This window comes from Streptomyces narbonensis, from assembly GCF_014649015.1.
GTDB classification, from domain to species: domain Bacteria; phylum Actinomycetota; class Actinomycetes; order Streptomycetales; family Streptomycetaceae; genus Streptomyces; species Streptomyces narbonensis.
The window spans coordinates 339614-362857 of record NZ_BMSF01000004.1; the positions used below are offsets into that span (position 1 = coordinate 339614).

The 23244-nt window shown below is 70.8% G+C and carries 23 protein-coding genes, 1 tRNA gene and 1 pseudogene; 16 read left to right on the forward strand and 9 right to left on the reverse strand.

Going from position 1 to position 23244, the window contains the following annotated elements; genetic code table 11:
* Positions 1 to 48 precede the first annotated feature (48 nt).
* The 3 genes from IE124_RS10075 to IE124_RS10085 are packed head-to-tail and all read left to right on the forward strand — an operon-like array spanning position 49 to position 3175.
* A complete protein-coding gene (locus IE124_RS10075; RefSeq protein WP_189506992.1) occupies positions 49 to 1428 on the forward strand; it encodes an FAD-dependent oxidoreductase in 1380 nt (459 codons plus the stop codon).
* Positions 1429 to 1464: 36 nt separating this feature from the next.
* The gene (locus IE124_RS10080; protein WP_189506994.1) at positions 1465 to 1932 is read left to right on the forward strand and encodes an ArsI/CadI family heavy metal resistance metalloenzyme; all 468 of its coding nucleotides are present in this window, start codon (positions 1465 to 1467) and stop codon (positions 1930 to 1932) included.
* 7 nt (positions 1933 to 1939) lie between these two features.
* Complete coding sequence (locus IE124_RS10085) at positions 1940 to 3175, forward strand: MFS transporter (RefSeq protein ID WP_189506996.1); 1236 nt, start codon at positions 1940 to 1942, stop codon at positions 3173 to 3175.
* A 159-nt stretch (positions 3176 to 3334) separates the two neighbouring features.
* Here the strand turns inward: IE124_RS10085 and IE124_RS10090 are convergent, their stop codons facing one another.
* On the reverse strand, positions 3335 to 4825 hold the full coding sequence (locus IE124_RS10090; protein WP_189507233.1) for a SulP family inorganic anion transporter: 1491 nt from the start codon (positions 4823 to 4825) through the stop codon (positions 3335 to 3337).
* 425 nt (positions 4826 to 5250) lie between these two features.
* Here IE124_RS10090 and IE124_RS10095 point away from each other — a divergent pair, with 425 nt between their 5' ends.
* The gene (locus IE124_RS10095) at positions 5251 to 5664 is read left to right on the forward strand and encodes a MerR family transcriptional regulator (RefSeq protein WP_189507235.1); all 414 of its coding nucleotides are present in this window, start codon (positions 5251 to 5253) and stop codon (positions 5662 to 5664) included.
* Between the two features lie 26 nt (positions 5665 to 5690).
* On the opposite strand, the pseudogene IE124_RS34750 reads toward IE124_RS10095, so the two are convergent.
* Positions 5691 to 5839 (reverse strand): annotated as a pseudogene (locus IE124_RS34750) (NUDIX domain-containing protein); the annotation flags it as partial.
* Positions 5840 to 6109: 270 nt separating this feature from the next.
* Here IE124_RS34750 and IE124_RS10100 point away from each other — a divergent pair.
* From IE124_RS10100 to IE124_RS10145, 10 genes are all read left to right on the forward strand, one after another.
* Positions 6110 to 6763, forward strand: coding sequence for an HAD-IA family hydrolase (locus tag IE124_RS10100; RefSeq protein ID WP_189506998.1), 654 nt, complete (start codon positions 6110 to 6112; stop codon positions 6761 to 6763).
* Positions 6764 to 6852: 89 nt separating this feature from the next.
* Positions 6853 to 8055, forward strand: a complete 1203-nt coding sequence (locus IE124_RS10105; RefSeq protein ID WP_189507000.1) for a helix-turn-helix domain-containing protein — start codon at positions 6853 to 6855, stop codon at positions 8053 to 8055.
* A 193-nt stretch (positions 8056 to 8248) separates the two neighbouring features.
* Complete coding sequence (locus tag IE124_RS10110) at positions 8249 to 8695, forward strand: hypothetical protein (RefSeq protein ID WP_189507002.1); 447 nt, start codon at positions 8249 to 8251, stop codon at positions 8693 to 8695.
* 59 nt (positions 8696 to 8754) lie between these two features.
* Positions 8755 to 8886, forward strand: coding sequence for a hypothetical protein (locus IE124_RS35330; RefSeq protein ID WP_268246712.1), 132 nt, complete (start codon positions 8755 to 8757; stop codon positions 8884 to 8886).
* An 80-nt stretch (positions 8887 to 8966) separates the two neighbouring features.
* A complete protein-coding gene (locus tag IE124_RS10120) occupies positions 8967 to 9854 on the forward strand; it encodes a glycosyltransferase family 8 protein (protein ID WP_189507005.1) in 888 nt (295 codons plus the stop codon).
* Positions 9851 to 10729 carry an aminoglycoside phosphotransferase family protein gene (locus IE124_RS10125; RefSeq protein WP_189507007.1) on the forward strand — a complete coding sequence of 293 codons (879 nt, stop codon included), beginning with the start codon at positions 9851 to 9853 and terminating at the stop codon, positions 10727 to 10729. Before IE124_RS10120 ends, IE124_RS10125 begins: the two co-directional genes overlap by 4 nt.
* Positions 10729 to 11460 carry a glycosyltransferase gene (locus IE124_RS10130; protein ID WP_189507009.1) on the forward strand — a complete coding sequence of 244 codons (732 nt, stop codon included), beginning with the start codon at positions 10729 to 10731 and terminating at the stop codon, positions 11458 to 11460. The genes IE124_RS10125 and IE124_RS10130 overlap by 1 nt, the downstream gene beginning before the upstream one ends.
* Positions 11457 to 12374: a PIG-L deacetylase family protein gene (locus tag IE124_RS10135; RefSeq protein WP_189507011.1), complete on the forward strand. Its 918-nt coding sequence runs from the start codon at positions 11457 to 11459 to the stop codon at positions 12372 to 12374. The genes IE124_RS10130 and IE124_RS10135 overlap by 4 nt, the downstream gene beginning before the upstream one ends.
* Entirely contained in the window at positions 12368 to 12982 is a 615-nt protein-coding gene (locus IE124_RS10140) for a hypothetical protein (protein ID WP_189507013.1), read from the forward strand. Before IE124_RS10135 ends, IE124_RS10140 begins: the two co-directional genes overlap by 7 nt.
* Positions 12983 to 12988: 6 nt before the next feature.
* On the forward strand, positions 12989 to 14020 hold the full coding sequence (locus IE124_RS10145; RefSeq protein ID WP_189507015.1) for a glycosyltransferase: 1032 nt from the start codon (positions 12989 to 12991) through the stop codon (positions 14018 to 14020).
* On the opposite strand, the gene IE124_RS10150 is transcribed toward IE124_RS10145, so the two are convergent.
* The 6 genes from IE124_RS10150 to IE124_RS10175 form a co-directional block, all read right to left on the reverse strand.
* On the reverse strand, positions 14017 to 15063 hold the full coding sequence (locus IE124_RS10150) for a phosphotransferase (RefSeq protein ID WP_189507017.1): 1047 nt from the start codon (positions 15061 to 15063) through the stop codon (positions 14017 to 14019). The genes IE124_RS10145 and IE124_RS10150 overlap by 4 nt on opposite strands.
* A gap of 237 nt (positions 15064 to 15300) precedes the next feature.
* Positions 15301 to 17007 carry a relaxase/mobilization nuclease domain-containing protein gene (locus tag IE124_RS10155; protein ID WP_189507019.1) on the reverse strand — a complete coding sequence of 569 codons (1707 nt, stop codon included), beginning with the start codon at positions 17005 to 17007 and terminating at the stop codon, positions 15301 to 15303.
* Positions 17008 to 17011: 4 nt separating this feature from the next.
* Positions 17012 to 17593 (reverse strand): MobC domain-containing protein, encoded by a 582-nt coding sequence (locus IE124_RS10160; RefSeq protein WP_306432387.1) that lies wholly within the window; start codon positions 17591 to 17593, stop codon positions 17012 to 17014.
* Positions 17594 to 17701: 108 nt separating this feature from the next.
* Entirely contained in the window at positions 17702 to 18646 is a 945-nt protein-coding gene (locus IE124_RS10165; protein ID WP_189507021.1) for a DUF2637 domain-containing protein, read from the reverse strand.
* 344 nt (positions 18647 to 18990) lie between these two features.
* The gene (locus tag IE124_RS10170) at positions 18991 to 20178 is read right to left on the reverse strand and encodes a DUF3631 domain-containing protein (protein ID WP_189507239.1); all 1188 of its coding nucleotides are present in this window, start codon (positions 20176 to 20178) and stop codon (positions 18991 to 18993) included.
* 237 nt (positions 20179 to 20415) lie between these two features.
* Positions 20416 to 20646 carry a hypothetical protein gene (locus IE124_RS10175; protein WP_189507024.1) on the reverse strand — a complete coding sequence of 77 codons (231 nt, stop codon included), beginning with the start codon at positions 20644 to 20646 and terminating at the stop codon, positions 20416 to 20418.
* Between the two features lie 94 nt (positions 20647 to 20740).
* On the opposite strand from IE124_RS10175, the gene IE124_RS10180 reads away from it, so the two are divergent.
* Together IE124_RS10180 and IE124_RS10185 are read left to right on the forward strand one after the other, a co-directional pair.
* Entirely contained in the window at positions 20741 to 21427 is a 687-nt protein-coding gene (locus IE124_RS10180; protein ID WP_189507026.1) for a helix-turn-helix domain-containing protein, read from the forward strand.
* Positions 21424 to 23049, forward strand: coding sequence for a site-specific integrase (locus IE124_RS10185; RefSeq protein WP_189507028.1), 1626 nt, complete (start codon positions 21424 to 21426; stop codon positions 23047 to 23049). Before IE124_RS10180 ends, IE124_RS10185 begins: the two co-directional genes overlap by 4 nt.
* 46 nt (positions 23050 to 23095) lie before the next feature.
* On the opposite strand, the gene IE124_RS10190 is transcribed toward IE124_RS10185, so the two are convergent.
* Positions 23096 to 23169, reverse strand: a tRNA-Thr gene (locus IE124_RS10190).
* Positions 23170 to 23244: the final 75 nt, after the last annotated feature.

Consider the following 23244-nt stretch of genomic DNA (forward strand, 5'->3'; position numbering starts at 1 on the left):
ATGCTGAACCCGCAAGAGATCGACAGACGTCGAAGCAAGGAGATCGTCATGAACGCCATCGCCCGCGAGCAGCTGCCCGTCCTGGTCATCGGAGCCGGCCCCGCCGGCCTGGCCGCTGCCGCCCACCTCGTCGACCGCGGCCTTGAGCCCCTGGTCCTCGAAGCGGGCGAGCAGGCGGGGGCGTCGGTGCGCGAGTGGTCGCACGTGCGGCTCTTCTCCACCTGGGGAGAGGCCACCGACCCGGCCGCCGAGAAGCTCCTGGCCCCCAACGGCTGGGTGAAGCCCGATGCGAAGACGTACCCGACGGGCGGCGACTGGGCGGAGCGGTACCTCCAGCCGCTCGCCGACACCCTGGGCGACCGCGTCCGGCTCGGCGCCCGGGTCACCGGGGTCTCCCGCGCGGGGCGCGACCGGATCGTCGACGCCGACCGCGAGGACCAGCCCTTCACCGTCCACGTCACGTACGCGGACGGCCGCGAGGAGCGGATCTTCGCCCGCGCCGTGATCGACGCCTCCGGCACTTGGTCCACCCCGAGCCCGGCCGGCGGCGACGGCCTCCCCGCCCTCGGCGAGCGCGCCGCGACCGACCGGATCTCCTACCGCGTCCCCGACCTCAAGGACCCGGCGACCAGGGCCCGCTACGCGGGCAGGCGCACCGCCGTCATCGGCTCCGGCGCCTCCGCCTTCACCGCCCTCGCGACCCTCGCCGACCTCGCGAAGTCACAAGACGGGGCCGGCACGCACGCCACCTGGATCCTGCGCCGCGGCATCTCCGGCTCCACCTTCGGCGGCGGCGCCGCCGACCAGCTCCCCGCCCGCGGCGCCCTCGGCCTCGCCGCCAAGGCCGCCGTCGACGAAGGCCACGCCGACGCCGTCACCGGCTTCCGGGCCGCCGCGTTCGAGCGCGACGGCGAGCAGCTCGTCCTGGTCGCGGAGGACGGCCGCCGGCTCGACCCGGTCGACGAGGTCATCGTCCTCACCGGCTTCCGCCCCGACCTCTCTTTCCTCGACGAGCTCCGCCTCGGCCTCGACGAACGCCTCCAGGCCCCCACCGCCCTCGCCCCGCTCATCGACCCCAACCAGCACTCCTGCGGCACCATCTACCCCCACGGGGCGAAGGAGCTCTCCCACCCGGAGGAGGGCCTGTACCTGGTCGGCATGAAGTCCTACGGCCGCGCCCCGACCTTCCTCGCCCTCACCGGCTACGAGCAGGTCCGCTCCGTCGTCGCCGCCATCGCCGGCGACCACGAGTCCGCCGAGCGCGTCGAACTCGTCCTCCCCGAGACCGGGGTCTGCGGCGGCGCCGGCCTCTTCGACGACCAGTCGGCCGACGACACCCCGACCGACGGCGGCGGCTGCTACACACCGGCCCCCGCGCTCATCCTGCTCGGCGCCGGCTCCCCGGCGGCCACCACCGGCAGCTGCTGACCCCGCCCACCCACCCGCCCACAGCTGGAGGAAACGATGTCCCGAGTACAGCTCGCCCTGCGCGTCCCCGACCTTGCGGCATCCATCGCCTTCTACACCAAGCTCTTCGGCACCGAACCGGCCAAGCTCCGTGACGGCTACGCCAACTTCGCCATCACGGAACCGCCGCTCAAGCTCGTCCTCATCGAAGGCACCGAAGGCGAGGACACCCGCCTGGACCACCTCGGCGTGGAAGTCGAGACCACCGACGCCGTCCACGCCGCCACCACCCGGCTGAGCGGCGAGGGCCTCCCGACGAGGGAGGAGAACGACACCACCTGCTGCTACGCCGTCCAGGACAAGGTGTGGGTCACCGGCCCCGGCCGTGAGCCGTGGGAGGTGTACGTCGTCAAGGCCGACGCCGACACCCTGACCAAGCAGCAAGGCAGCACCTGTTGCTCCAGCACGTCGGCCACCGCCGAGAACGGTACGAGCGAGCCGGTCACCGCCGGCGGCTGCTGCTGACCTCGCGATGACCGACCTTCACACGCGCGGGGCCGCGACCGGAACAGGGGACCGGTCGCGGCCCCGCGCCGTCCTGCCCGCGCTCTGCGCCACCCAGATCACGAGCTGGGGCATCGTCTACTACGCCTTCCCCGTCCTGCTCTCCCGGATCACCGCCGACACCGGCTGGTCCACGGGAGCGGCGACGGGCGCGTTCTCCTTGGCCCTTCTCGTCTCGGCGGCAGCAGGTGTGCCCATCGGCCGCATCCTGGACCGGCGCGGCCCGCACGTCGTCATGACGGCGGGTTCCGTCCTCGCCGTCGCCGCCGTGCTCGCCGTGGCGGCGGCCCCCAACCTGGCCGCCTTCTATGCCGCCTGGTCCCTCGCGGGCGTCGCGATGGCGGCCACGTTCTACCAGCCGGCCTTCGCCGCTCTCACCCGGTGGTGGGGGGCCGATCGCGTACGAGCCCTGACGATCGTCACCCTTGCCGGCGGCCTGGCGTCCACCGTCTTCGCCCCGCTCACGGCGACCCTCGCCGAACACCTCACCTGGCGCGCCACGTACGTCCTCCTGGCGGGCATCCTCGCCCTCGTCACCATCCCCGCCCACGCCCTCGCTCTACGAGCCCCCTGGCCACCGGCACCGCCAGACCCGCGCCCGGACAGGACGACGGGGAACGACGACACCGCCCTCAGCCGCACCTTCGTCCTGCTGGCCATCGCGTTCACGCTCTCCGGCTTCGCGATGTACGCCGTCGTCATCGGCCTCGTGCCGCTCCTCGAAGAACGTGGCGCGAGCCCGACCGCCGCCGCGTGGGCCCTTGGACTCGGCGGCGCCGGCCAGACCCTCGGCCGCACCCTCTACGCCACCCTCGCCCGTCGCACCACCGTCACCACCCGCACCGCCACGCTGATCGCCCTCGGCGGTGCCACCACCGCGGCCCTGGCCCTGGTCCCCGGCCCCATCCCGCTCCTGATCCTGCTCTCCGTCCTCGCCGGAGTCGTCCGCGGCAACCTCACCCTCCTCCAGGCCACCGCCGTCACCGACCGCTGGGGCACCACCCACTACGGCCGCCTCTCCGCCCTCCTCACAGCCCCGGCCACCATCGCCGCCGCTCTGGCCCCCTGGGCCGGATCCGTCCTCGCCGGCTCTGTCGGCGGATACAGCGGCCTGTTCCTCGCCCTGGCCGGAAGCTCCGTCGTGGCAACCCTCTTGGCGACGCGAACGGGTCCGCGGCGTTCTGTCCGGACTCCTGAGGGCTGAGGTCCACCAGCGCGCGACAGAGCGCGGTGGCGTCCTCGATCGCCTCCACGAATCCCCAGGTCGCTTACCTGGGGATTCGTGGAGGAGGATGGCGGGCATCGGCTCCGAAGGGCACGGTCGGGGCGTGGAGATCGGACCCTTCAGAGCGGACGCGGGCTGTCAATGACCGGCTGCGAGTTCGCCGCTCAGCTTGTCGTGCAAGACGGCGCTCGGGCTGTTGAGGCCGGTGATCTCGACGGTCTTGCCGCGCTGGGCGTACTTGGTCTCGATGGCGTCGAGGGCGGCGACGGAGGAGGCGTCCCAGATGTGCGCCGAGCTCAGATCGATGATCACCTTGTCAGGGTCGGTGGCGTAGTTGAACTGGCCGACGAGGTCGTTGGAGGAGGCGAAGAACAGCTCGCCGGTGACCCGGTAGACGACCGTCGTGCCGTCGGGGTCGACCACGGCGGTGACCTCGGCGAGGTGGGCGACCCGCTTGGCGAAAATGACCATGGCGGTGATGGATCCCAGGACGACGCCGATGGCGAGGTTGTGGGTGGCGACGACTGCGGCAACGGTGATCACCATGACGCCGATCTCGCCGGCGGGCATCCGCTTGAGGGTCTTCGGAGCGATGGAGTGCCAGTCGAAGGTCGCGAACGACACCATGATCATGACGGCGACCAGGGCGGCCATGGGGATGTCGGAGACGACCGGGCCGAAGGCGATGCACAGCACCATCAGGAACGCGCCGGCCAGGAAGGTCGACAGACGGGTACGGGCGCCGGAGACCTTCACGTTGATCATCGTCTGGCCGATCATGGCGCAACCGCCCATGCCGCCGAAGAAGCCGGTGACGATGTTGGCGACGCCCTGGCCGATGGACTCTCGGGTCTTGTTGGAGTGGGTGTCGGTGATGTCGTCGACCAGCTTCGCGGTCATCAGCGACTCCATCAGTCCGACCAGCGCCATCGCGAACGCGTACGGGGCGATCGTCGTCAGCGTGTCCAGCGTGAACGGCACGTCCGGCAGGCCCGGCACGGGCAGGGATGACGGCAGTTCGCCCTTGTCGCCGACGGTCGGCACCGCGATGGCCGCACCGACGGTGATGACGGTGAGGATGGCGATGGAGACCAGCGGTGCCGGGATCACGGTGGTGATCTTCGGGAAGAACACCATGAGTGCCAGGCCGGCGGCGATCAGCGGGTAGACGGGCCAGGGAACGTCGGTCATCTCGGGGACCTGCGCCATGAAGATCAGGATCGCGAGGGAGTTGACGAAGCCGACCATGACCGAGCGCGGGATGAATCGCATCAGCTTCGCCACCCCGAGCGCACCGAGGATCACCTGGAAGACGCCGGCCAGGATGACGGCAGCGATCAGGTAGCCCAGGCCGTGCTCACGGTTGAGCGGGGCGATGACGAGGGCGATGGCACCGGTCGCGGCGGAGATCATCGCCCGCCGGCCACCGACGATCGAGATGACGACGGCCATGGTGAAGGAGGCGAACAGACCGATCGCCGGATCGACCCCGGCGATGATGGAGAACGAGATCGCCTCGGGGATCAGGGCGAGCGCGACGACCAGACCGGCCAGGACCTCGGTACGCCAGACCTTCGGGTCACGCAGCCAGTCGGGCTTCAAGTCGCGCAGGCGCGCGGCCGGGGACACGGTGGAAGCAGCAGAAGACAAGAGGAAAGGAACCTGTCGTTCTCGGGCACGCCCCGATCGGCAGGCCGGGGCAGGCGGGAGGACGCGGAGGGACCAGGTCGGCACTCCGCGGGCGGCTCCGTCAGAGCGGAGCCGGAAGGCCAGGAAGAGACGGAGCGCGCCCGCGCGACAACCCGGGGCTCACGTCCTGGGGCGAAGTGTCACGGCGGGCAGGCGGCGGCGCCGGGCGTCATGGGCTCGCGCACGCTTCCCTCCTGCAACAATCGGAACTTCACCGGGGCGCCATCGGCCCGGACGCGGCAACAGCGGGGCAGCAGAGTTCCGCCCTCACCACCAGCAACTCTACCCTAACGTTAGAGTAGAGATCGGTGGCCCCCACACGGGCCGAGGCCGACCGAGACGAGAAGGACCAGAGGATCACGGGCGTGGACGGCAAGCACATGCAGATCGGAGAGGTCGCCGCACGGACCGAACTGTCCCTGCGCACCATCCGCCACTACGAGGAGAGCGGCCTCGTGGTCCCCTCCGCCCGCTCCCAGGGCGGCTTCCGCCTCTACACGGACGGCGACGTCGCCCGCCTCATGGTCATCCGCCGGATGAAGCCGCTCGGCTTCACCCTGGACCAGATGCGCGACCTGCTGGATGCCACCGACCATCTCGACGCCGAGGCCGACCTCGACGCGGACGAGCGCGAGGCCCTGCTGAAGCGCGTGCGCGAGTACCAGCAGGCCGCCGCCGAGCAGGTCGAGAAGCTGCGTATCCAGCTCACCCGCGCCGAAGATTTCGAAGGCACCCTCCGTGCCCGCCTGGAGCAGAACACCCCCGCAGCCCGCGCCTGAGGACGATCCGAGGATTGCCTCCGTCCACCGTCCAGCAATACCTGCGGCCCGCTGTGGAGGTAGCGGTGGAGGGTGCTTGAGGTGGCGTCGACGAAGCTCCCGGAGATGGCGTCGGCGTCGACCCAGCGGACCTGAGCGTGCTTCCAAGGTTCGCGGTTTCGGGTTCGCCGGTCCAACACCCTCGCCAGCCGACACCGGCGCCAAGCTTAAGGACTTCATGTTCTGCGCCTCCTGAACCTGCGTGCTCTCCCAAGTAGGCGTCGACTCGGGCCGGCCCGCCCGAAGAGGCGAGTGATGACACGCACGACCGACTCACCAGAACGGGGGCTTTCGTGGCTCAAGCAGGGCGGCGGAAGCCCGGGATGGCCAGGGAGGCTTCGTCCTGCCGTCGCCAGTGCGCGGTAGCGTCGCCGAGAGGACCCATCAGGGAAGGAACGATCACCGGATGCCGTACAGCACTGATGTCGCCGACAGGCGCGGCCTGATCCTCGACTTCGCCGGGGTGCTTACCGCGAGCCCGATCGATGTCCACCGCGCCTGGTGCGTGTCGGAAGGGCTGGCTCCGGGAGCGTGGCGCAGCACTCTCAACGATCACCCAGAGGGCCGACGTCTGTACGCGGCCCTGGAGGTCGGGGAGATCGGGCAAGCCGAGTGGAACGAGGGCACCGCGCCCCTCCTGGGCGCGCATGTGAACCCGGTGAACCTGATGGGACGCGCCTGGGCCGAAGTGCCTGCGGCCCGCCGCATGATCGCGCTCGCACGTGCCGCGCGTGCCGCCGGTCACCGGCTCGCGTTGCTGTCCAACAGCTTCGGGCTCGACCCGTTCAACCCATACGAACACGTCGGTATCTGGGACCTGTTCGACGTCCACGTCGTGTCCGAGCTGGCCGGGTTGGCCAAGCCCGATCCCGCGATCTACGAGCTCACCCTGGATCAGATCGGGTTGCCGGCCGAGCGGTGCGTCTTCGTGGATGATCACGCGGTGAACCTTCCGCCGGCCGCCGATCTGGGCATCGCCACCGTCCACGTCACGGACGAGGACACGGCCGTGGCCGAGCTGGAGGCCCTCCTCGGTGTCACGGCGGTGCTCGCCGCGTAAGGCCAACTGCATTCTGATCAAAGGCTGTCGACCTCACCGTTCCTGCCAGTACTGTCCGTGTGGGGCCCATCACGCGGAGGTTCTGGATCATGCAGTGGTCGGAGTACACCACCTCTGAGCGCTTGAAGGCGCTGCGCGGCGGGATGACACAGGAGCAGTTGGCGGAGGCCGCCGGCGTGTCCGTCGGCGTCGTCCGCAAGCTCGAACGCGGCGGGACGGCGTCTCTGCCATCCCTTCTCTCGATTGCCGACTCGCTCGGTACGGACATCGCCGTGCTCCTCGGCCAGCAGGCGCCCCGCAGGTCCATGGACCGCGACGAGCGGGCCGCGCTGCGCATGGTTTCCGCGGCCACCCACGACGCCGCCATCGGCATTCCCACCGATGTCGATCCTGGCACTGTCGAAGAGCTCCGCACTGTCGTCCGGCGTGCGGATGCCGCCTACTGGGGAGGCCGATACACCGAGCTCGGCACCCTCTTGGGCCGGCTTCTCCCCGAGGCGCGAGCCAGGTTCGACGCCTCGGGCACGGCCGAGCGAGAGGCCGCCTCCGGCGTCCTGATCGACACCTTCCAGACCGCGGGCATGGCCGCCAACGTCCTCGGTTCCCGTGACCTCGCGTATGCGGCGCTGACGTACGGCCGTCAGATCGCCGTGCAGGGCGGTGACGACCTGCGTGATGCCCACCTCGCCGCCACGACCGCGTGGGTCAATCTCCGCGATGGCCGTACCAAGCAGGGGTTCCTCCTCGCCTCGGCGCAGGCCGACCGGATCGAACCCAAGATGAGCGAGCACGACCCGGACCGGCTCAGCGTGTACGGGCAGCTCGTCACGAACGCCGCCGTCGCCGCCTCCCGGGGCGGCGCGAGTGCTGACGGCGCCCGCGAGTACCTCTCCCAGGCCCATGCCGTCGCCGCCCGCATAGGTGAGGAGCACGCCCGTGGCTCCCACGCCCAGCCGTACGGACCGATGTACGCCGCCACGCAGGCCATGAGCATCGCCGTGGCCCTCGGCGATACGGCCGGAGCGCTGCGCCTCTTGGACACCGTCCGCCTGGACGACACCGTGCCCCTGGCCACCCGCGCCCGCTACGGCCTCGACGTCGCCCTCACCCAGGTCGAATGCCGACGCTGGGACGCCGCCGCCGACACCCTCCAGGCCGTCTGTGCGATGGCCCCGGGATGGGTGCGCCACCAGATGCTCCCCGGCGTCATCATCAGCCGGCTCGCCGGGGTGTCCGTCAACCGGCTGAGGGGTCTCGCCGACTCCGCGGGCGTTCCGCTAGGGGTGCGCTGACCCTCGTCAGCACTGCAACGATCCGTAGTGTTCGTAGGGCCACCACCAGCCCGACTGCCACGGGTCGTTGCACACCTCGGCGCGAGATCTCTTCCGCTGCCACGGGGCGTGGCACAGCTGCCGAGGACGGGTTGCCTTCGACGTCACGGGCCGTGCCTGGGCCCGAGCACGGCAGCGCAGCAGCCTTGTGGGCATGCCGATCAACCCGCCCGGCGGCCTCGGGCACGTGCCCATCGCCGTCTACATCTGCGCCGCCACCTCAACCGACATCCGTGCCGGTGAGGAGCTCGGCCGCTATTACGCCGACGCCCGGCACTGGCACGTCGCCGGTGCCTGGTCCGATTTCGACCCGACGCTCCCGCTCGCGGAACGGCCCGGCTGGCAGGCCGTCACGTCCGCCCTCTCCGCAGGAATGATCCGGGGCATCGCCGTCAGCGCCCTCACCCACGTCGCCACCGACGCGGCCCAGTTCGCCAGCCTCAGAGTCCTCATCCGCGAGCGGGGAGGATTCCTCGTGGACGCATCGGGCGCCTCGCCGGTCCGCCGTACCCCCGACCAGCGCCGACGACGCCGAGACATCGCGGACGCGGCTTCCGGTTGGTCCCCGCAGGGCGATACGCCCAAGGACGACACCCCGTGACGGCGGAGCGGGCGTGGGTCGGCGACCTAGTCAGGGACGGAACTGGACGGCGCGCGATCGTGACCGACGTCCGAGCCGGCGGCACCGTCTGGGTGCTTCGACCGCCGACCGGCGGCGGCCCGAACTGGGAGACCGACGCCCCCGACACCCTCGAAATCCTCGCCCGCGCCGGCACTCGGGACAGCCAGTGATCCCCACTCACCCGGCGTCCTCTGGCAGCCGCCGCCTCATCCGTCATGCCCGTGCGCCACGTCCGGAAGGCGAAGCCCCTGTGTACGCGTTCGGCCTGTGCATCGACCAGCAGTACCTCGTCCCCGGTCTCGCCACCCTCGGCGGCCTGGCCGACAGCCTCACCCCGGCCGCCCGCCGCAACGCCGCCGTGCGAGTGCTCACCCTCGACCTCACCCATACGCATGCCCTCCTCCTCTCCGACTTCGCCAAGCGGTCCGGATTCGGCTCCTTCGACCTCCGCCACTGCTCCCCGCTGCGGACCTCCCGCATGGCCGACGCCTCCTACATCACCGTCACCACCTACCTGCGCTTCGAGTTCACGTCGGAATTCGTCCGCAGGCCCTACCTGATCTACGTGGACGCGGACGTCCTCGTCCGGGGCGACCTCACCGACCCGCTGGGCTCCCTCGGGCCGTACGAGACCGGCGCCGTGCGCGACGAGTTCAACCCGGCCGTCGGCGAGTGCCCGGCGCTGCCCGGAGCCGCCGAACGCTGGCCCCACCTGCAAGGGAGCCCCTACTTCAACGCGGGCGTGCTCTGGACCCACACCGACCACATGCCCCGCATCCGCCGAGGCGTCGAGCAGGCCCTGATCCACGCCCGGCGCCACATCCTCCACAACGACCAGGACGCCCTGAACCTGTGGCTTCTGCGATCCGGCCGAGTGCGACCGGTGGCCGGCGGCTTCAACCGGTTCGAGGTCGGCCGATTCCTTGAGCGCGGGAACTGGGTACGCCGGGTCGTCACGCGCTCGCCGAAGCCCGATCCGGCAGCCGCCCTCGTGCATTTCGTCGGTCCCGAGAAGCCGTGGCAGGCTGACTGCCCCGTTACGGTGGACGTCGTCGAGTACCGCCGGCATCTGGCGCACGTCATGCGGCACGTTCGGCGTCTGGGTGCCATCGGTATGGAACCGGTGGGTGTGCGGTGACTGCGGGAGTTCCGGCCGCCGTCTCGCGCGCCTGCACCGCCCTGGTTGGTGCTCCGGCCATCACCGCTTCCCGTCTGTCCGCCCGCTCGCGCACGGCCGTGTACCGGGCGGGTCTGGTCGACGGCCGGAGCGTGGTGGTCAAGCTGTACGCGGCCACCGCACTCCGCAACGCGATCACGGAGAGCGCGGCGATCCGTGCCGTAGCCGACCACGTCCCCGTCCCGGCCGTCCTCGGATACGGCCACATCCCCGGCCACGAGGCGACCGCCCTCATCACCACCGACCTCGGTCCACTCACCCTCGGCAGCGCCATGCGCTCCGGCCGGATCTCCGAGGAACGAGCCCTGAAAGACCTGGCCGGCCTGCTCGGCCGCCTGCACCGGGCCCCCGTCCAGTCGTTCGCGCCCCGCCGACCGTTCTACGAGCAGGTCACCTCACTCGGCCGCCGCTGCCCGCCCAGCAGCCTCGACCGCATCGCGCCCGCCCTGGCCGCCATCGCCGACGCCGCCCACACGGCGCCCGTGTGGTGCCACGGCGACCTGCACGGCGACAACATCGTGCTCGCCGGCCCCAGCGCCGTCCGCCACCTGGTCGACTTCACCGACGCCGCAGCCGGCCCCCGCGAATCCGACGTCGCCCAGACCCTCGTCATGACCGACGCCCTCTCGACCCTCCGGGCCCGCACAGTCACCGACGCCTACCCCCTCGCCCTCGACCACCACCTGCTGGCCGCCTGGGCCGTCTTCCACACCACGCGCTCCTGGGCCCATTCCTCCCCGGGCGAAGACCGCGCCCTGTGGGCCCGCCGCCTGGACGACCTCAGCCGACGGACCCCGCACCTCTTCCGCACACGCCGCCCGGAAAGGACGCGCTGATGAGCACCCCTGCCCTGACGGTAGTGATCCCGGCCTTCAACGAGGCCGCCTACCTGCCTCGCTATCTGCCCTCCGTCCTCGCCTCCCTCGCCCGCTGGGAAGAGATCACCGGCCGCACGGGAGAGGTGATCGTCGTCGACAACGCCAGCACCGACGCCACCGCCGACATGGCCGCCTCCTTCGGCGTCCGCGTCGTCACCGAAGCCGTCCGCAACATCGGCCGCGTCCGCAACACCGGAGCGAGCGCCGCCCGCAGCGGACGCCTCTTCTTCACCGACGCGGACGTGGCGCTGCCCCTGGAGGCGGTCACCGCCGCCGCTGCAGCCATGGACGCCGGGGCCATCGGCGGCGCCATCCCGCCCCTCTACACGCCCGAACGGCTCGGCGCCCGCCTCCTGTGCGCGTACTGGGACCACCACCGCACCCGGCGCGGCGGAGCCCAGGGCGTCAACCAGTTCTGCACCGCCGACGCCTTCCACCACGTCGGCGGATACCGGGACGACCTGTTCATGAGCGAGGACGTGGAGTTCTTCGCCCGCCTCACCGCCCACGGTCAGACCACCGGCCGGCCCGTGACGATCCTCGACGAGTTGCGCGTACGCCCGTCGACCCGCCGCTACGACCAGTGGTCGAGCCTCCGGATGCTCTGGTGGCAGAACCCCGTGACCGCCCGCCTGCGCCTCCGGTCGCCCCGTATGTGGCGCCACTGGTACGAGACCACCGTGCGATGACGAAGGAGACCCCTGTGCAGCCCCAGCCCCTGGCCACCGACCTGCCGGTTCCCGACGGGCACGGCATCTACACCTTCCCCGACGACCTCCACCGCGCCCACCAGACGCACAACCAGCATCTCGCCGCCCGCCACCGGACCCACGACCACCGCGTCCTGGAGGTGACCGCACCCCACACCCGCGTCCCGTACTTCATCGAGGCGCGCACTCCCGCCGGCCGCCCGGTCCTCGTCATCGAACCCCACCACGACGATTTCGCCCTCTCGGCCTCGGGCACCTTCCTCGCGCACCCTCGACCGCTGACCGTGGCCACCGTCTTCACCCGGTCCCGGAGCGTCCACCCCGCCCTGGAGACCACGTACCCCGCAGTCGACGCCGTGTCCGAGCTGCGTGACCGCGAGGGAGCCGCCGCGCTCGCGCCGTTCGCCGCCCGCCGGCACCGCCTCGGCCACAAAGACGCCGAGCCCCCGTACCGCCCCTACGACCCCCAGATGCTCGACCAGATCACCGACGAGCTCCGCCGGATCGCCGCCGCTCACCCCGGCGCCGAACTCCTCGCGCCCGCCGCCGTCACCCGCCACCCCGACCACCTCCTCGTCCACGAGGCAGCTGTCCGCCTCGGCTGCACCTGGTTCTGGGAGGACCTCGCCTTCTGGGCGACGTACGCGCTCGCCGGCTGCGACCAGCAGCTCTTCCGTACACGCACGGGGGCGACGATGCGGCCCGAGCTGGTCGACATCACCGACGTCGTCCTCGACAAGGTCACCGTCCTGCGGATGCACGGCTCGCAGATGCACCCGGCCCGGAAGATGTACCGCCCGATCCGGCACGCCTTCACCACGGCGGCCGACCTCGTCGACGGGACCGGCCGCTACGCCGAGCGCTTCTACCGGACGGAGGCGCCGACGTGCTGATCATCGCCTTGGAAGGGCCCTCCTACGCCGGCAAGTCCACGGCGATACGCCACCTCCGCCACACCTCTCTCGGCTCGCGGGCGTTCGTCTCCGACTGCTACGTCAAGCACATCGCCCACCGCGACGACATCCCTCCGGCCCGTACCGACTCGTCGGCGGCCCAGCTGGCCGCCTTCGAGAGGTTCATGGAGATCGAGGCGACCCGGGTCGCCGAGGCCGCCGTGAGCGGCAGGCAGCTCGTCATCCTCGACCGCTCGGTGGACACTCTCCTCGCCCACGCGTACGCCCTGGATGCTCTCTTCGGGTACGGAGTCCACCACCAACTCCGCCACCGGCTCCACGCCCTCCCGTTCCTGCGTCCCCACCACACCCTCTACCTCGACGTACCGGCCGAAGCCCTCCACCTGCGGCGCAAGACCGCCGGCCACACCGCAGCCGAGTCCGACTACTTCCTCCACGAGCCCGGCTTCCTCGACCACGCCCGCGACTACTTCGTCCACACGACCCGGCAGCCCGTGACGCGAGAGCTGACCGTCCTGGCTGCCGACGCGGGTCCGGACGACATCGCCCAGGCCGTGGAAGCCCTCGTCACCTTCTGGGCGAGGTGACGGAAGATGCCCACCGCCCTGTTCGCCTGGCGCCGCACTCCACCCCCGTTTCTCATCGGTGGCGCCGAGGTCACCCAGCAACTGCTCGCCGAAGAACTCGCCGCCTCGGGCTGGCACGTCACCTACCTCGGCTCACACGAGGCCCCCTGGAACGGGGCCACCCAGCTCCCCGCCATGCGCGCCCACCTGGACACGCATGGCGTTCCGTACGACGAGGGAGACGGCGCCCTGCGTTACCGGTGGAACGGAGTCGAGTGTGCCGCGTTGATGCAGAACACCGTGGAGCACGCGCTCGGGGGCTTCCTGGGCGCTCTCCGACCCGACATCGTGTTCACCTCGCAGGAAGGCTCGGCGCAGCTTGCCGCACAAGCCCGACCGACCGCGCTCGTCGCCGGCATCCTGCACTCCGTCTCCGCCACCGGCCTGGGTGTCCTCGCCGGTCGACCTCACCACGGACTCGCCGTCTCGGAGTTCGTCCGAGCACGCGCACCCCATACCGCCGGGACGCGTCTCTCGGTGATGTACCCGCCGTTCGCGCTGCCCGGGCCGAGTTCGGACGCGGCCTGCACCACGTCCGCACTCATGATCAACCCCATCCCCGCCAAGGGATCCGGGCTACTGCACCAGCTCGTCCGGCTCATGCCGGAACAGCACTTCACCCTGGTCGAAGGCTGGTGGGACACCGCCGCCGACTTCGCCGCCTACCCGAACGTGACGTACGTGCCCCGCGTGTACGACATGGCGCCCCTATACCGCAGCCACCGCCTGCTGCTGGTCCCCTCCACCGTGGAGGACGCCTTCCCCCGCGTGATCATCGAGGCCGCACTCCACGGCGTTCCGAGCATCGGAACCGACCGCGGCGGCATCCCCGAAGCCATCGGCGACGCGGGGATCGTCCTGCCCAGCACCGCCGGCCCCGAGACGTGGGCGGGCGCGATCCGGAACGCCGACCACGAGGCACTGGGCATGAGGGCTCGGAGCAGGGCGGTCCGATACACGCGACCACGCCTGCCCGAGCTCCACGAGCTGGGGATCTAGGCAGCCCCGCTGAGTGCCCGCTCCACCTCGTCGAGCCACTCCGTCCACCAGTGAAGGAGCGCCTCGTCGGCAATGAACAGGTCGTCGCAGGAGCGATCGTCCCGGTCGTAGTGGAACTCGAGCTGCCAGAAGTCCGTCATCCGCTTCCACCAGAGCCGACGCGCGCCATCGACGAGTGCGGCTGCCTCCAGCGGGATCACCGACCGGTAGCCGGCCACGAACGCCGACGCCCGCTCCAAGTCGAACACGCCCTCCACCCCGAACTGCACCTGCGCCGTACGAACGACTTCCTCCGCGTACGGGCGGACACCCAGCCGGTCCCAGTCCAGGACGGCAACCAGCTCGCCGTCCGCCCAGAGGAGGTTCCGGTACTGAAAGTCGCCATGCGTCCAGCCGTGCGGCCCCGCGGGGGCATCTCCCTCAGGGCGCAGGTGGGCGTGCTTGTCGAGGAGGAGCTGGCGCTCTTCGAGGGCGGCTCTCGCGGACGCGTCGAAGGCATCGCCCGCACCCCGGACTGCCACCGCTCCGGCAAGCCGGTCGGCTTTCTGGATGGCTCGCCGGGGCTCCGTCACCTCAGCGGTAATCGAGGCCGGCAGGTTGGGCAGCACGGCATCATCGGCAGCACGGCCGAGCGCCGTATGAAGTTGCGCAAGGTGCGTGCCGAGCTCGAATGTCTGCGCCAGCGACAGGTCGGTTCCGCGGACGTGCTCCCCAGTCGACCAGGGGAACAGGCAGTAGCCGCTACCGCGGACCTCGGCGATCACATCGCCGTGAACGGTGGAGAGCGGGGCGCACGTGGGGACGCCGTACGAAGCCAGGAAGGGAAGGACCGCGAGGTTCCGACGCAGTCGATCAAGCGGCACGTCCGTGACCCGCTTGAGAGCGAACCTCCCGGCCCGGGTATCCAGCCGCCAGTTCACGTTCATCAGGCCATCGGCCAGGTGCTGCCGATCCAGCACCTCACCGACGTCGAATGCCGTGATCAGCTCGGCAAGATCATCTGCGGGGATGCGCGTCCTGTCCGCCCCGTTCGCGTCGGTCACCCAGGCGACGATACGGGAGTCGGCCGCTCAAGCGCACAAGGATCACTGGACCGTATCGGTGGGCCGTGTGTCTGGGGCCAGCCACCTTGTTCATTCAATGAATGGCGGTCCCGTTCATTTTCCGTACATGCCCGGCGTTCATTTGATGAACGGGACGGGCCCCGTTCCCTGAAGGAACGAATCGGGCGTTCCCCGAGGGAACGCTTTCGCTGTTCCCTCGGGGAACACGAGGGCTGATCAACGCCGCCGCACCTGTGGCTGCTGCTGCACGACGGCGGGCGTGCCTGACGCGGGGTGCATTGGAGGACGCGGGCGGCGTGTGGTGCTGCGGGCCATGGCTGCCTGGGCGAGGGGGCTGGGTGCTTTGCGTTGGCCGAGGCGGTGAATGCGCCAGGTCAGGGCGCGGGCAGGGTTGCGGGCGTCGTCGAGGGTGCGTTGGCCAAGGGCCTGGGTGAGGACGGTGGCCGCGTTGTGGCCGGCTGTTTCAGCATCGGCAAGGACCGTGGCCAGGGCGTCCCAGGCGGGGTCCTGCAGGATGCGTTCGGCGTGCTCGGGGACGGCCAGCTGGAGGTGGCGGGCGTAGCGCTGCCTGGTCTGGATGCCGGGGGTGCGGCGAGCGAAGTCGTTCAGGACCGGGCCGGCGACGTGCGCGTACGCGTTCTGGAGGTGGACGAGGGCCTGTTCGGCCGCTGCTTCCTGCTGGGCGTGCTGGTGCTTGCGGTGCCAGTGCCTTGCGAAGGCCACGGCGATGAGGGCGGCGTCCAGGAGCATCGCCAGCCCGGCCCCGTCTCCTGTCGTGGTGGGGGAGCGCAGGATGGTCTGGATGCTGCGGCGCAGGACGCGGGTGCTGTCGAGGTCGGCGGTGACGCGGGAGCGGGTGGCGCGCTCGAAGAGGGCGGCAGCCCGTTCGAGGTCGCTCCTTGCGGCGGCTGGTGCGGTGAGTGGCAGTAGGTCCAGGGCTCCGCCGAGGGCGACGAGCTGGCCCTGGGCGATGTGGTCGTCTCCGTGTGTGAGGTGGTCGGGGATGCGTTCGGTGGCGGCGGTGGCCTGGTGCCAGGGGTCGGCCGGACCGGCGGTGACCGGTTCGGGGCCGGTGGCGGTGAGGCGGTGGCGGATCTTGGGCAGGGAGAGGTCGCCGGCGAGGGTGGAGCCGGAGAACCACACCGGCTCGCCGTCCTTGTTGATGTCGCCGGGCAGGGCAACGCTGTAGCCGAGGACGTCGCCGGACGGACCGGTCTTCGGCCGCGCTGTCACGCCGGTCGCCGCCAGCAGGGCGAAGAACTCGGTCTCGCTGGACGCGGCGGCCACGGCGCGGCGTACGCGCATGCGCAGGATCTCGCGGGTCGTGGTGTCCTGGCCTTGGCGCTTGGCCTTGAAGTGCTCCTTGCTGGTGGGGCGTTTGGCGGCGGTGCCGTCGCCCGGGTTGAGGCGGCGGAGGCCGAGGTCGGCTTCGATCTTGCGGGCTTCGCGCTGGACGGCGCGGATGTCGTGGTCGCGGCGGGGACGGCGGCCGTCCTGGCGTACGAGGGTTGCGGCGATGTGGATGTGGTCGTCGGCGTGCCGGACCGCCACCCACCGGCAGGCTTCCTCGTCGCCTTCGGGGGCGATGCCGGCGGCGGCCACGATCCGCCGGGCGATGTCCGCCCACTGGGCGTCAGTCAGGAGCGGGTCCTCGGGCGCGGCGCGGACCGGGCAGTGCCACACCGTGGTCGTCGGGGCCTTGTTCCCGAGCATCTTCACGGGCTGGTCGAGCTGCGAGGCGAGCTGGTCCTCGACGTCCCTGGAGTGGCGGTGGGGGCTGCGGCCGGGGTCGGGGGCGAAGTCGTTCCAGGACGCGACCAGGTGGGGGTCGGTGTGTTCGTTGGCGCTGCCCGGACCGTAGAGGTAGCCGATGAGACGGCGGGTGGCGCGGGCTCCCTTGCCGAGGATGATCTTCGGTATCACGTGGTCACCGTCCGGTCATCGCCTGGGCGATGGCCGCGTCCACGTCTTCGATCGACGCCTCGATCCGGTCCAGCAGTCGCACCACGATGTCCGGCGCGGGCCACGCGCCGTCCTTGTTGAGGTGCCAGGTGAGCTGGTTGAGGTTGCGGCCGATTGCGGCGAGCTGTCGGTTGGCGGCCATCAGCGCTTTGACCATGGCGCGGTAGTCGGCGACCGCGGCGGTGGGGTCGTCGGAGCGGGCGGCGGCGAGCGATGTCTCGGCGACGTAGCCGCCGACCGGCATGCGGCTGAGGTGAGCGGCTGTCGTGAGGAGGGTGAACTCGGCGTTGCTGTAGCGGGGGTGGACGCGCTTCTCGCGCAGCGTGGGTTCGCGGAGACGGCGACGCGGGGTGGGTGGCTGTGTGGCTTCTCCCCGAGTCGGCTCCCCCGGGCCGGCCGACACCGGTGCCCCCTCGGCGCCGGATGCCTCCGCCTCCCCTGGGGCGGAGGCCGGGTAAGGACTCCTTACCCGACAACTTGCTGCGCTGTTGAGGCCGCTGATCGTCTCTTCCTGGTGTGTGGGGAGTTCGTGGTTCGGGTCGTGCATGGATCGGTTCTCCGTTGGGTGCTTGGCTGTGTGCGGCCTCCGTGTCCCCGTGCTCGGCCGCACGGGGACACGGGATGCGCCGGAGGGTGGGGCAGGGCTCTGTGAGGGTCAGCCGGTGGCGACGGGGGAGGCGGCTTCGTTCAGTCCGTCGAGCGGTGCGGCCTTGGAGCCGTCGTCCGTGGCGGGCTGGGCCTGGCCGGTGCGCTCGGCTTGGAACTGGTCGCGCAAGGCGCGGGCCCGGGGCAGGCCGATCCGTAGTTCGCGGCGCAGACGCTCGGCGGTCAGCTGGTCGTCGCTCCAGTCGGCGGTCAGGAGTCGGGCCCTGTCGAGGACTTCGGCGGGTGTGCGGGTCCGGTCGGCGGTCGACTTGGCGGCGTCGGGGACCCGACCGGTCGCCCGACGCGGGGCGGCTCCGGTCGACTCCGCCACCGTGGTCGGTCGAGGCGGTCGGGTGGCGGGGGCCGCTTCGGCTCCCTCGGTCGGCTCCGTGGCAGATGCCTCGGTGACCTCCGTGGGGGCCGAGTCGCTCAGCTGCTCGGAGGCCGATTCGGGCCGGTCAGCCGTCGACCGTGGGGCCTGGTCGCCGGCCGACTGGGCAGAGGCCGCTTCGGGGGAATCGGCCGACTCGGGGTTGTGGTGCAGCACCTTGGCCACGAGGTCCGAGCCGAAGTAGATCGACCCGACCGGCAGTGAGGTGGCCAGCAGCACGAGGGCCCAGTTCGCATAGTCCCAGTCGGTCAGTCGGCCCCACCGGATCGAGTCGGTGTGCAGGGCGGGTACGAGGCCGTGCACGTAGTTCAGCAGGAGGCTGGCGATCGTGTAGGTCGCCAGGACCCGCAGGGCGAACGTCCGGTCGGTGCCGGTCAGCACGAGCGTGGCGATCAGCGCGAGGGCCATCAGGCCGTCGACGACGATCGGGTAGAGCAGGGCGGCGGTGGAGTCGGCGCCGGTGGCGCGGGCCACGTCGGACAGTGCGTTCCACGACACCCGGAAGGCCATGAGGACGACGGCCACCAGACCGAGGACGAGGGCGAAGCGTCCCGCGCGGTTCACGCGGCGACCCCCATCGGGTGCGGGTGCTCGGCAAGCATCGCCAGGTGCGGCACGCCGCTTGAGGTCGTCGTTCTTGGTGCCGGAGGCGAACCGCGCGATACCGGCGCGGATGCTGCGCATGGCTGCCGGGGCGCTCGGAGCAGGGAGGTGCAAGGTGGAGGGCTCCAGGGCTGGGTGTGGCCGCCGGCGTGGGCGGCCGTGAGTGGTGGGGACTCGTCCCACTCGTCCCGCCGCTGGTCAGGGCAGGTACGGGTGGGGCGGTGATGTCGAGTCGACTCGTTGCGCGTCGGCGACTCGTCCCCGCGCTGACCTGCGCGGGGACGAGTGGGACGAGTCGTGGAGGGTCAGGCGCCGGGCTCGACGGGGAGCGTGGCGGCTGCCTCGGGCGGGCAGTAGCGGGTCCAGGCGTCGGTGAACTGGGCGCGGGTGAAGCCCTTGGCCTGGTTCCCACCGGGGAAGCGGCGGTTGCCCGACTTGATGCCGTAGTCCTGGAGCAGGATCTGCAGGCCGCGCGGGGTGAGCCCGTTGGGGCTGTGCTCGGCCCAGGGCGCCTCGGGATCGGCGTTGAGGATGTCCAGGAGGCGGCCGGTGCGGAGTGCCGGCTGGTCGCCTTCGGTCGCGAAGGCGCGGCGGATGTCGGCAAGGATGCGGATCTTCAGCCCGCCGTCCTCGTCCCGCCCGGACTCGTAGTCCGTCATGGCCGTGCACGCGGTGCGGGCCAGGACGGGCCAGTGACCGCCCGCGAGGTCGGCGACGCTGATCAGCGGCGCCCAGGTGTCGGCGGCCCGGTCCTCGACCGGCAGCTTCGGCTCCAGAGCGAGCGCCTTCTCGCGCACCGAGGCCAGCCAGGCCGCCAGCCGCGTGCGGAGCTCACGCACCGCCAGGTCGTCACGGCCGTAGCGCCAGAAGCTGACCTTCTCGGACTCGGCTCGGCGACGCATGCGGATGACGACCGACCGGTCCATGATCGTGTCGGGCAGGTCGCCGATGCCCGCGAGGGCAGCCATGGCGAAGGTGGGGAACTTGACCACCTCATGGTTGGGGCCGGAGACCCGCAGCGTGGGCCGGTTGCGCTGGTGGCCGGCGTTGAGCAGGCCGCGCATCTCCTCGTTCTTCTCCGCGACCTTCGCGCTGCCGAAGATCGTGTCGACCTCATCCACCAGGAGCGTGGGCGGGTCGCCCTCACCGATCGACCGGAAGATCGCAGCGGCGGACGCGTTGACCGTGATCAGCGGCTCATGGACCGCCTCGATCAGCACTTCAAGCAGCCGCGACTTCCCACACCGCTTGGCCGGACCGACCACCGCCAGGCGCGGCGCGTGCTGCCACACCGTCTGAAGGTGCGTTGCCGCCGCCCACAGCGTGGTCGCCGTAAGGGCCTCCTCGCTCGGCATCACGACATAACGCCGGATGGCAGCCCGGAGCAGGTCCAGGACTTCCTCGCCCTCGGGGTCCAGGGCAGGTGAGGGGGCGGCCAACTGGCCGGGGATCGCTGTCGGCTGCCAGATGGGGTCGGATGAGGGCGCGGGCATCGTGGAATCCAAGGGGCGGCTCCTTCTCTGATGGCCGTGCAGGCGGGCACAAGCCACCCAGTGCTGGTGGGTCAAGGGGGATGTCGCTGGCTCTGTGCGACGCCTGCGCGTCGACGGCTCGCCCGTTCTTCGGCCCGTTGCCGGGCGGGGCGACCACGAACAGTACGACCACCCTCCGGCACAGTCCAGCAATTCTGTGTCAGCTCAGCGCAGAACGGCCTGCTATCTTGCCGCGCCCTAAGCAGCCAGGCCGAGCAGATCGAGCAGGTCTGCGGTCACCACGCGGTACGCCTTACCCACGCGCAGAACCCGGCACGGGTACTCACCCCGCTTGGCCAGCTCGTATCCCTTGCTCCGCCCGAGACCCAAGGCACGGTTGCCCGTTTCCAGGTCAATGGCAACAGGAAGGGCCAGCAGCTCGCCCCGACTCATCCCCAGCGGCTGGCCCGCCATCGCGCCATCGCGCATGCAGCAATCCTCTCGATACAGCCGTCGGCGAACGTGCGCATCACGTCCGGCTCCAGGCGTTCACTACCAATCATGGTCGAGCTAATGTGTCTTCATGACACAGCGCAACTTCGATGATGAAGAGGACGACGACTTCCCCGAGTGGGCGGACCGCGTCAAGGCCAACGTGGCCGGAGAGGTCCGACGACGACGCAAGGAGATGGGGTGGAGCGCTCAACAACTCGCGGACCGCTGTGCGGAACTCGGCCACCCGATCCCGCGCAACGTCATCGCCAACATGGAGTCCGGGCGACGCGCGAACCTTCCGCTGGTGGACGTCATGATCCTCGCCGTGGCCCTGTACACGTCCCCGATCTGCCTGATCTTCCCTGTCGGCTACGTCGAGGACACCCAGGAATATCCGTTCCAGCACCTGCTGCCCACCTGGGAGGCCATGCGGCGGTTCACCGGTGAGAGCCGGTACGGCGAAGGCGACGCCGGCCTGATCCCCGAGTTCAACCGCCACGCCACCCTCGAACTCACCATCAAGGCCGCCCGGGACGAGGAGAGGCTGGCGGCATTCGCAGTCAGGACGGCAACCACGTCCAGCCAGCGCGAAGAAGCCGAACGCAAGCGAGCCGAGTACGCCGACCGAGCCGACTCCGCCACGAATGAACTCCTCTGGCTCCGGGAGTCCATCCGTAGAGAAAAGGGCGCTGTTCCACCGCGCCTGCCGCTGGGCCTCGAAGACATCGAAGACCCCGAGCCCACCCCCGACACCACCGAGGAGAACGCCCTTTGAAGGGATCCACCCACCGCCGCTGCTACTGCCGCGACCCGAAGTCCGGCAAGCCGCTCGGCAAGAACTGTCCGAAGCTCTCCAGCCGCAAGCACGGCTCCTACTCCATACGGCAGGAGCTCCCGCCCCGCGAGGACGGCACCCGCCGTTCCTTCAGCCGCGCCGGCTACGAGACCCTCAAGGACGCACAGGCCGATCTCGACCACATCCGGGCCCTGCTCGGCCTCGCCGAGTCCGACGACCCGGAGGCCCTGGCCTCGATCGCCGCACTCCTGGAGACCGTCGCGACCGAGAAGACTCCCCTCCCGGACATCGAGGCGACCCGACGTCGCCTCAGCCACGGAATCGACCTGACCAGCAGGCTCACCGTCGGCGACTGGCTGGACATGTGGCTGGCGGCCAAGAAGGGCAGGCAGAGCGCCATCAGCCGCGACGAGAGCAACATCCGCGTCCACCTCAAGCCGCGGATCGGGCATCTGCGGCTTGATCGTCTCCGCGTCTCCCACCTCTCGGAGATGTTCGAGGCCATCGCCGAGGCCAATGTCGAGATCGCCGAGGGCAACGCCGCCCGCCGGAAGGCGTTCGAGGACCTGTCCCGGATCCCGTGGAAGGGCCGCGAACACCGCGCCCGCCGCAAGGCGATGAAGGCCGCGATCGACGAGATGGATCCGTACCGCCGCATCGTCGGCCCCGCCACGCGCCAGCGCGTCCGCTCCACCCTGCGCGCCGCTCTGAACGCCGCGATCGCCCAACAGCTCGTCACCTTCAACCCGGCCGCCCACGTCGAGCTGGAAGCGGGCAAGCGCCCCAAGGCCCTCGTGTGGACCGCCGAACGCGTCCTGCAGTGGCAGCGGACGGGCGAGCGGCCCTCGCCCGTCATGGTCTGGACACCGGAGCACACCGGCCTCTTCCTCGACCACGCGGCCGACGACCGGCTCTACGCCCTCTTCCACCTCGTCGCCTTCCGGGGGCTGCGGCGCGGCGAGGCATGCGGCCAGAAGTGGACCGACACCCACCTCGACGCCGGCCTCATCACCGTCGCCAAGCAGCTCGTCGTCGACGGCTGGGAGGTCTACGAGGACGACCCCAAAACCGACGCGGGCGCGCGGACCATCGCCCTGGACTCCGACACGGTCGAGGTCCTGCGCCGCCACCGGGTCCAGCAGGAGGCGGACCGCGAGAAGTGGGACACCGCCTGGGTGGAGACAGGCCGCGTCTTCACCCGCGAGAACGGCGAGCTCCTCCACCCCGCGAACGTCACCCGCCGCTTCATCGAGCTGTACGAGGAGATCGGCCTCCCGCCGGTCCGGCTCCACGACCTCCGTCATGGCGCCGCGACCCTCGCCCACGCGGCCGGCGCCGACCTCAAGGCCATCCAGGAGATGCTGGGCCACTCCTCGATCGCCGTCACGGCGGACACGTACACGAGCCTGCTCCCCGAGGCTGATCTCGCGATCGCGGAGGCCACTGCCCGCCTCGTCCCGCGCGCCCGCGCCCCGCACACCCCCCACGCCGCCGTGCCAGATCGTGCCGGTCTCCCGGGGGAAACGCCGGGGTCTGCCACGCCGTCCGCTCACGCAGCGCGCACGCAAACGGCCCCGGACGAAGAGTCCGAGGCCGTGTAGAGCGCCGCCCGGGGAAGAAATCCCACGTCAGCGACGCCTCGCGCAGAGCCCCCTGTCGGGTTCGAACCGACGACCCCCGCTTTACAAGAGCGGTGCTCTGGCCAGCTGAGCTAAGGAGGCAGCCAGTGCAGTGTAACCAACCCCGCACGGGCCGCGGCCGGAAATCTCGGGTCCCTTGGAGTGCTGACAGATCGG

Excerpts from the sequence above, each read along its gene's own strand:
- IE124_RS10075 (WP_189506992.1), top strand. The coding sequence starts at position 49 with ATGAACGCCATCGCCCGCGAGCAGCTGCCCGTCCTGGTCATCGGAGCC.
- IE124_RS10080 (WP_189506994.1), top strand. The coding sequence starts at position 1,465 with ATGTCCCGAGTACAGCTCGCCCTGCGCGTCCCCGACCTTGCGGCATCC.
- IE124_RS10085 (WP_189506996.1), top strand. The coding sequence starts at position 1,940 with ATGACCGACCTTCACACGCGCGGGGCCGCGACCGGAACAGGGGACCGG.
- IE124_RS10100 (WP_189506998.1), top strand. The coding sequence starts at position 6,110 with ATGCCGTACAGCACTGATGTCGCCGACAGGCGCGGCCTGATCCTCGAC.
- IE124_RS10105 (WP_189507000.1), top strand. The coding sequence starts at position 6,853 with ATGCAGTGGTCGGAGTACACCACCTCTGAGCGCTTGAAGGCGCTGCGC.
- IE124_RS10110 (WP_189507002.1), top strand. The coding sequence starts at position 8,249 with ATGCCGATCAACCCGCCCGGCGGCCTCGGGCACGTGCCCATCGCCGTC.
- IE124_RS10130 (WP_189507009.1), top strand. The coding sequence starts at position 10,729 with ATGAGCACCCCTGCCCTGACGGTAGTGATCCCGGCCTTCAACGAGGCC.
- IE124_RS10135 (WP_189507011.1), top strand. The coding sequence starts at position 11,457 with ATGACGAAGGAGACCCCTGTGCAGCCCCAGCCCCTGGCCACCGACCTG.
- IE124_RS10145 (WP_189507015.1), top strand. The coding sequence starts at position 12,989 with ATGCCCACCGCCCTGTTCGCCTGGCGCCGCACTCCACCCCCGTTTCTC.
- IE124_RS10160 (WP_306432387.1), bottom strand. The coding sequence starts at position 17,593 with ATGCACGACCCGAACCACGAACTCCCCACACACCAGGAAGAGACGATC.
- IE124_RS10170 (WP_189507239.1), bottom strand. The coding sequence starts at position 20,178 with ATGCCCGCGCCCTCATCCGACCCCATCTGGCAGCCGACAGCGATCCCC.
- IE124_RS10175 (WP_189507024.1), bottom strand. The coding sequence starts at position 20,646 with ATGCGCGATGGCGCGATGGCGGGCCAGCCGCTGGGGATGAGTCGGGGC.
- IE124_RS10180 (WP_189507026.1), top strand. The coding sequence starts at position 20,741 with ATGACACAGCGCAACTTCGATGATGAAGAGGACGACGACTTCCCCGAG.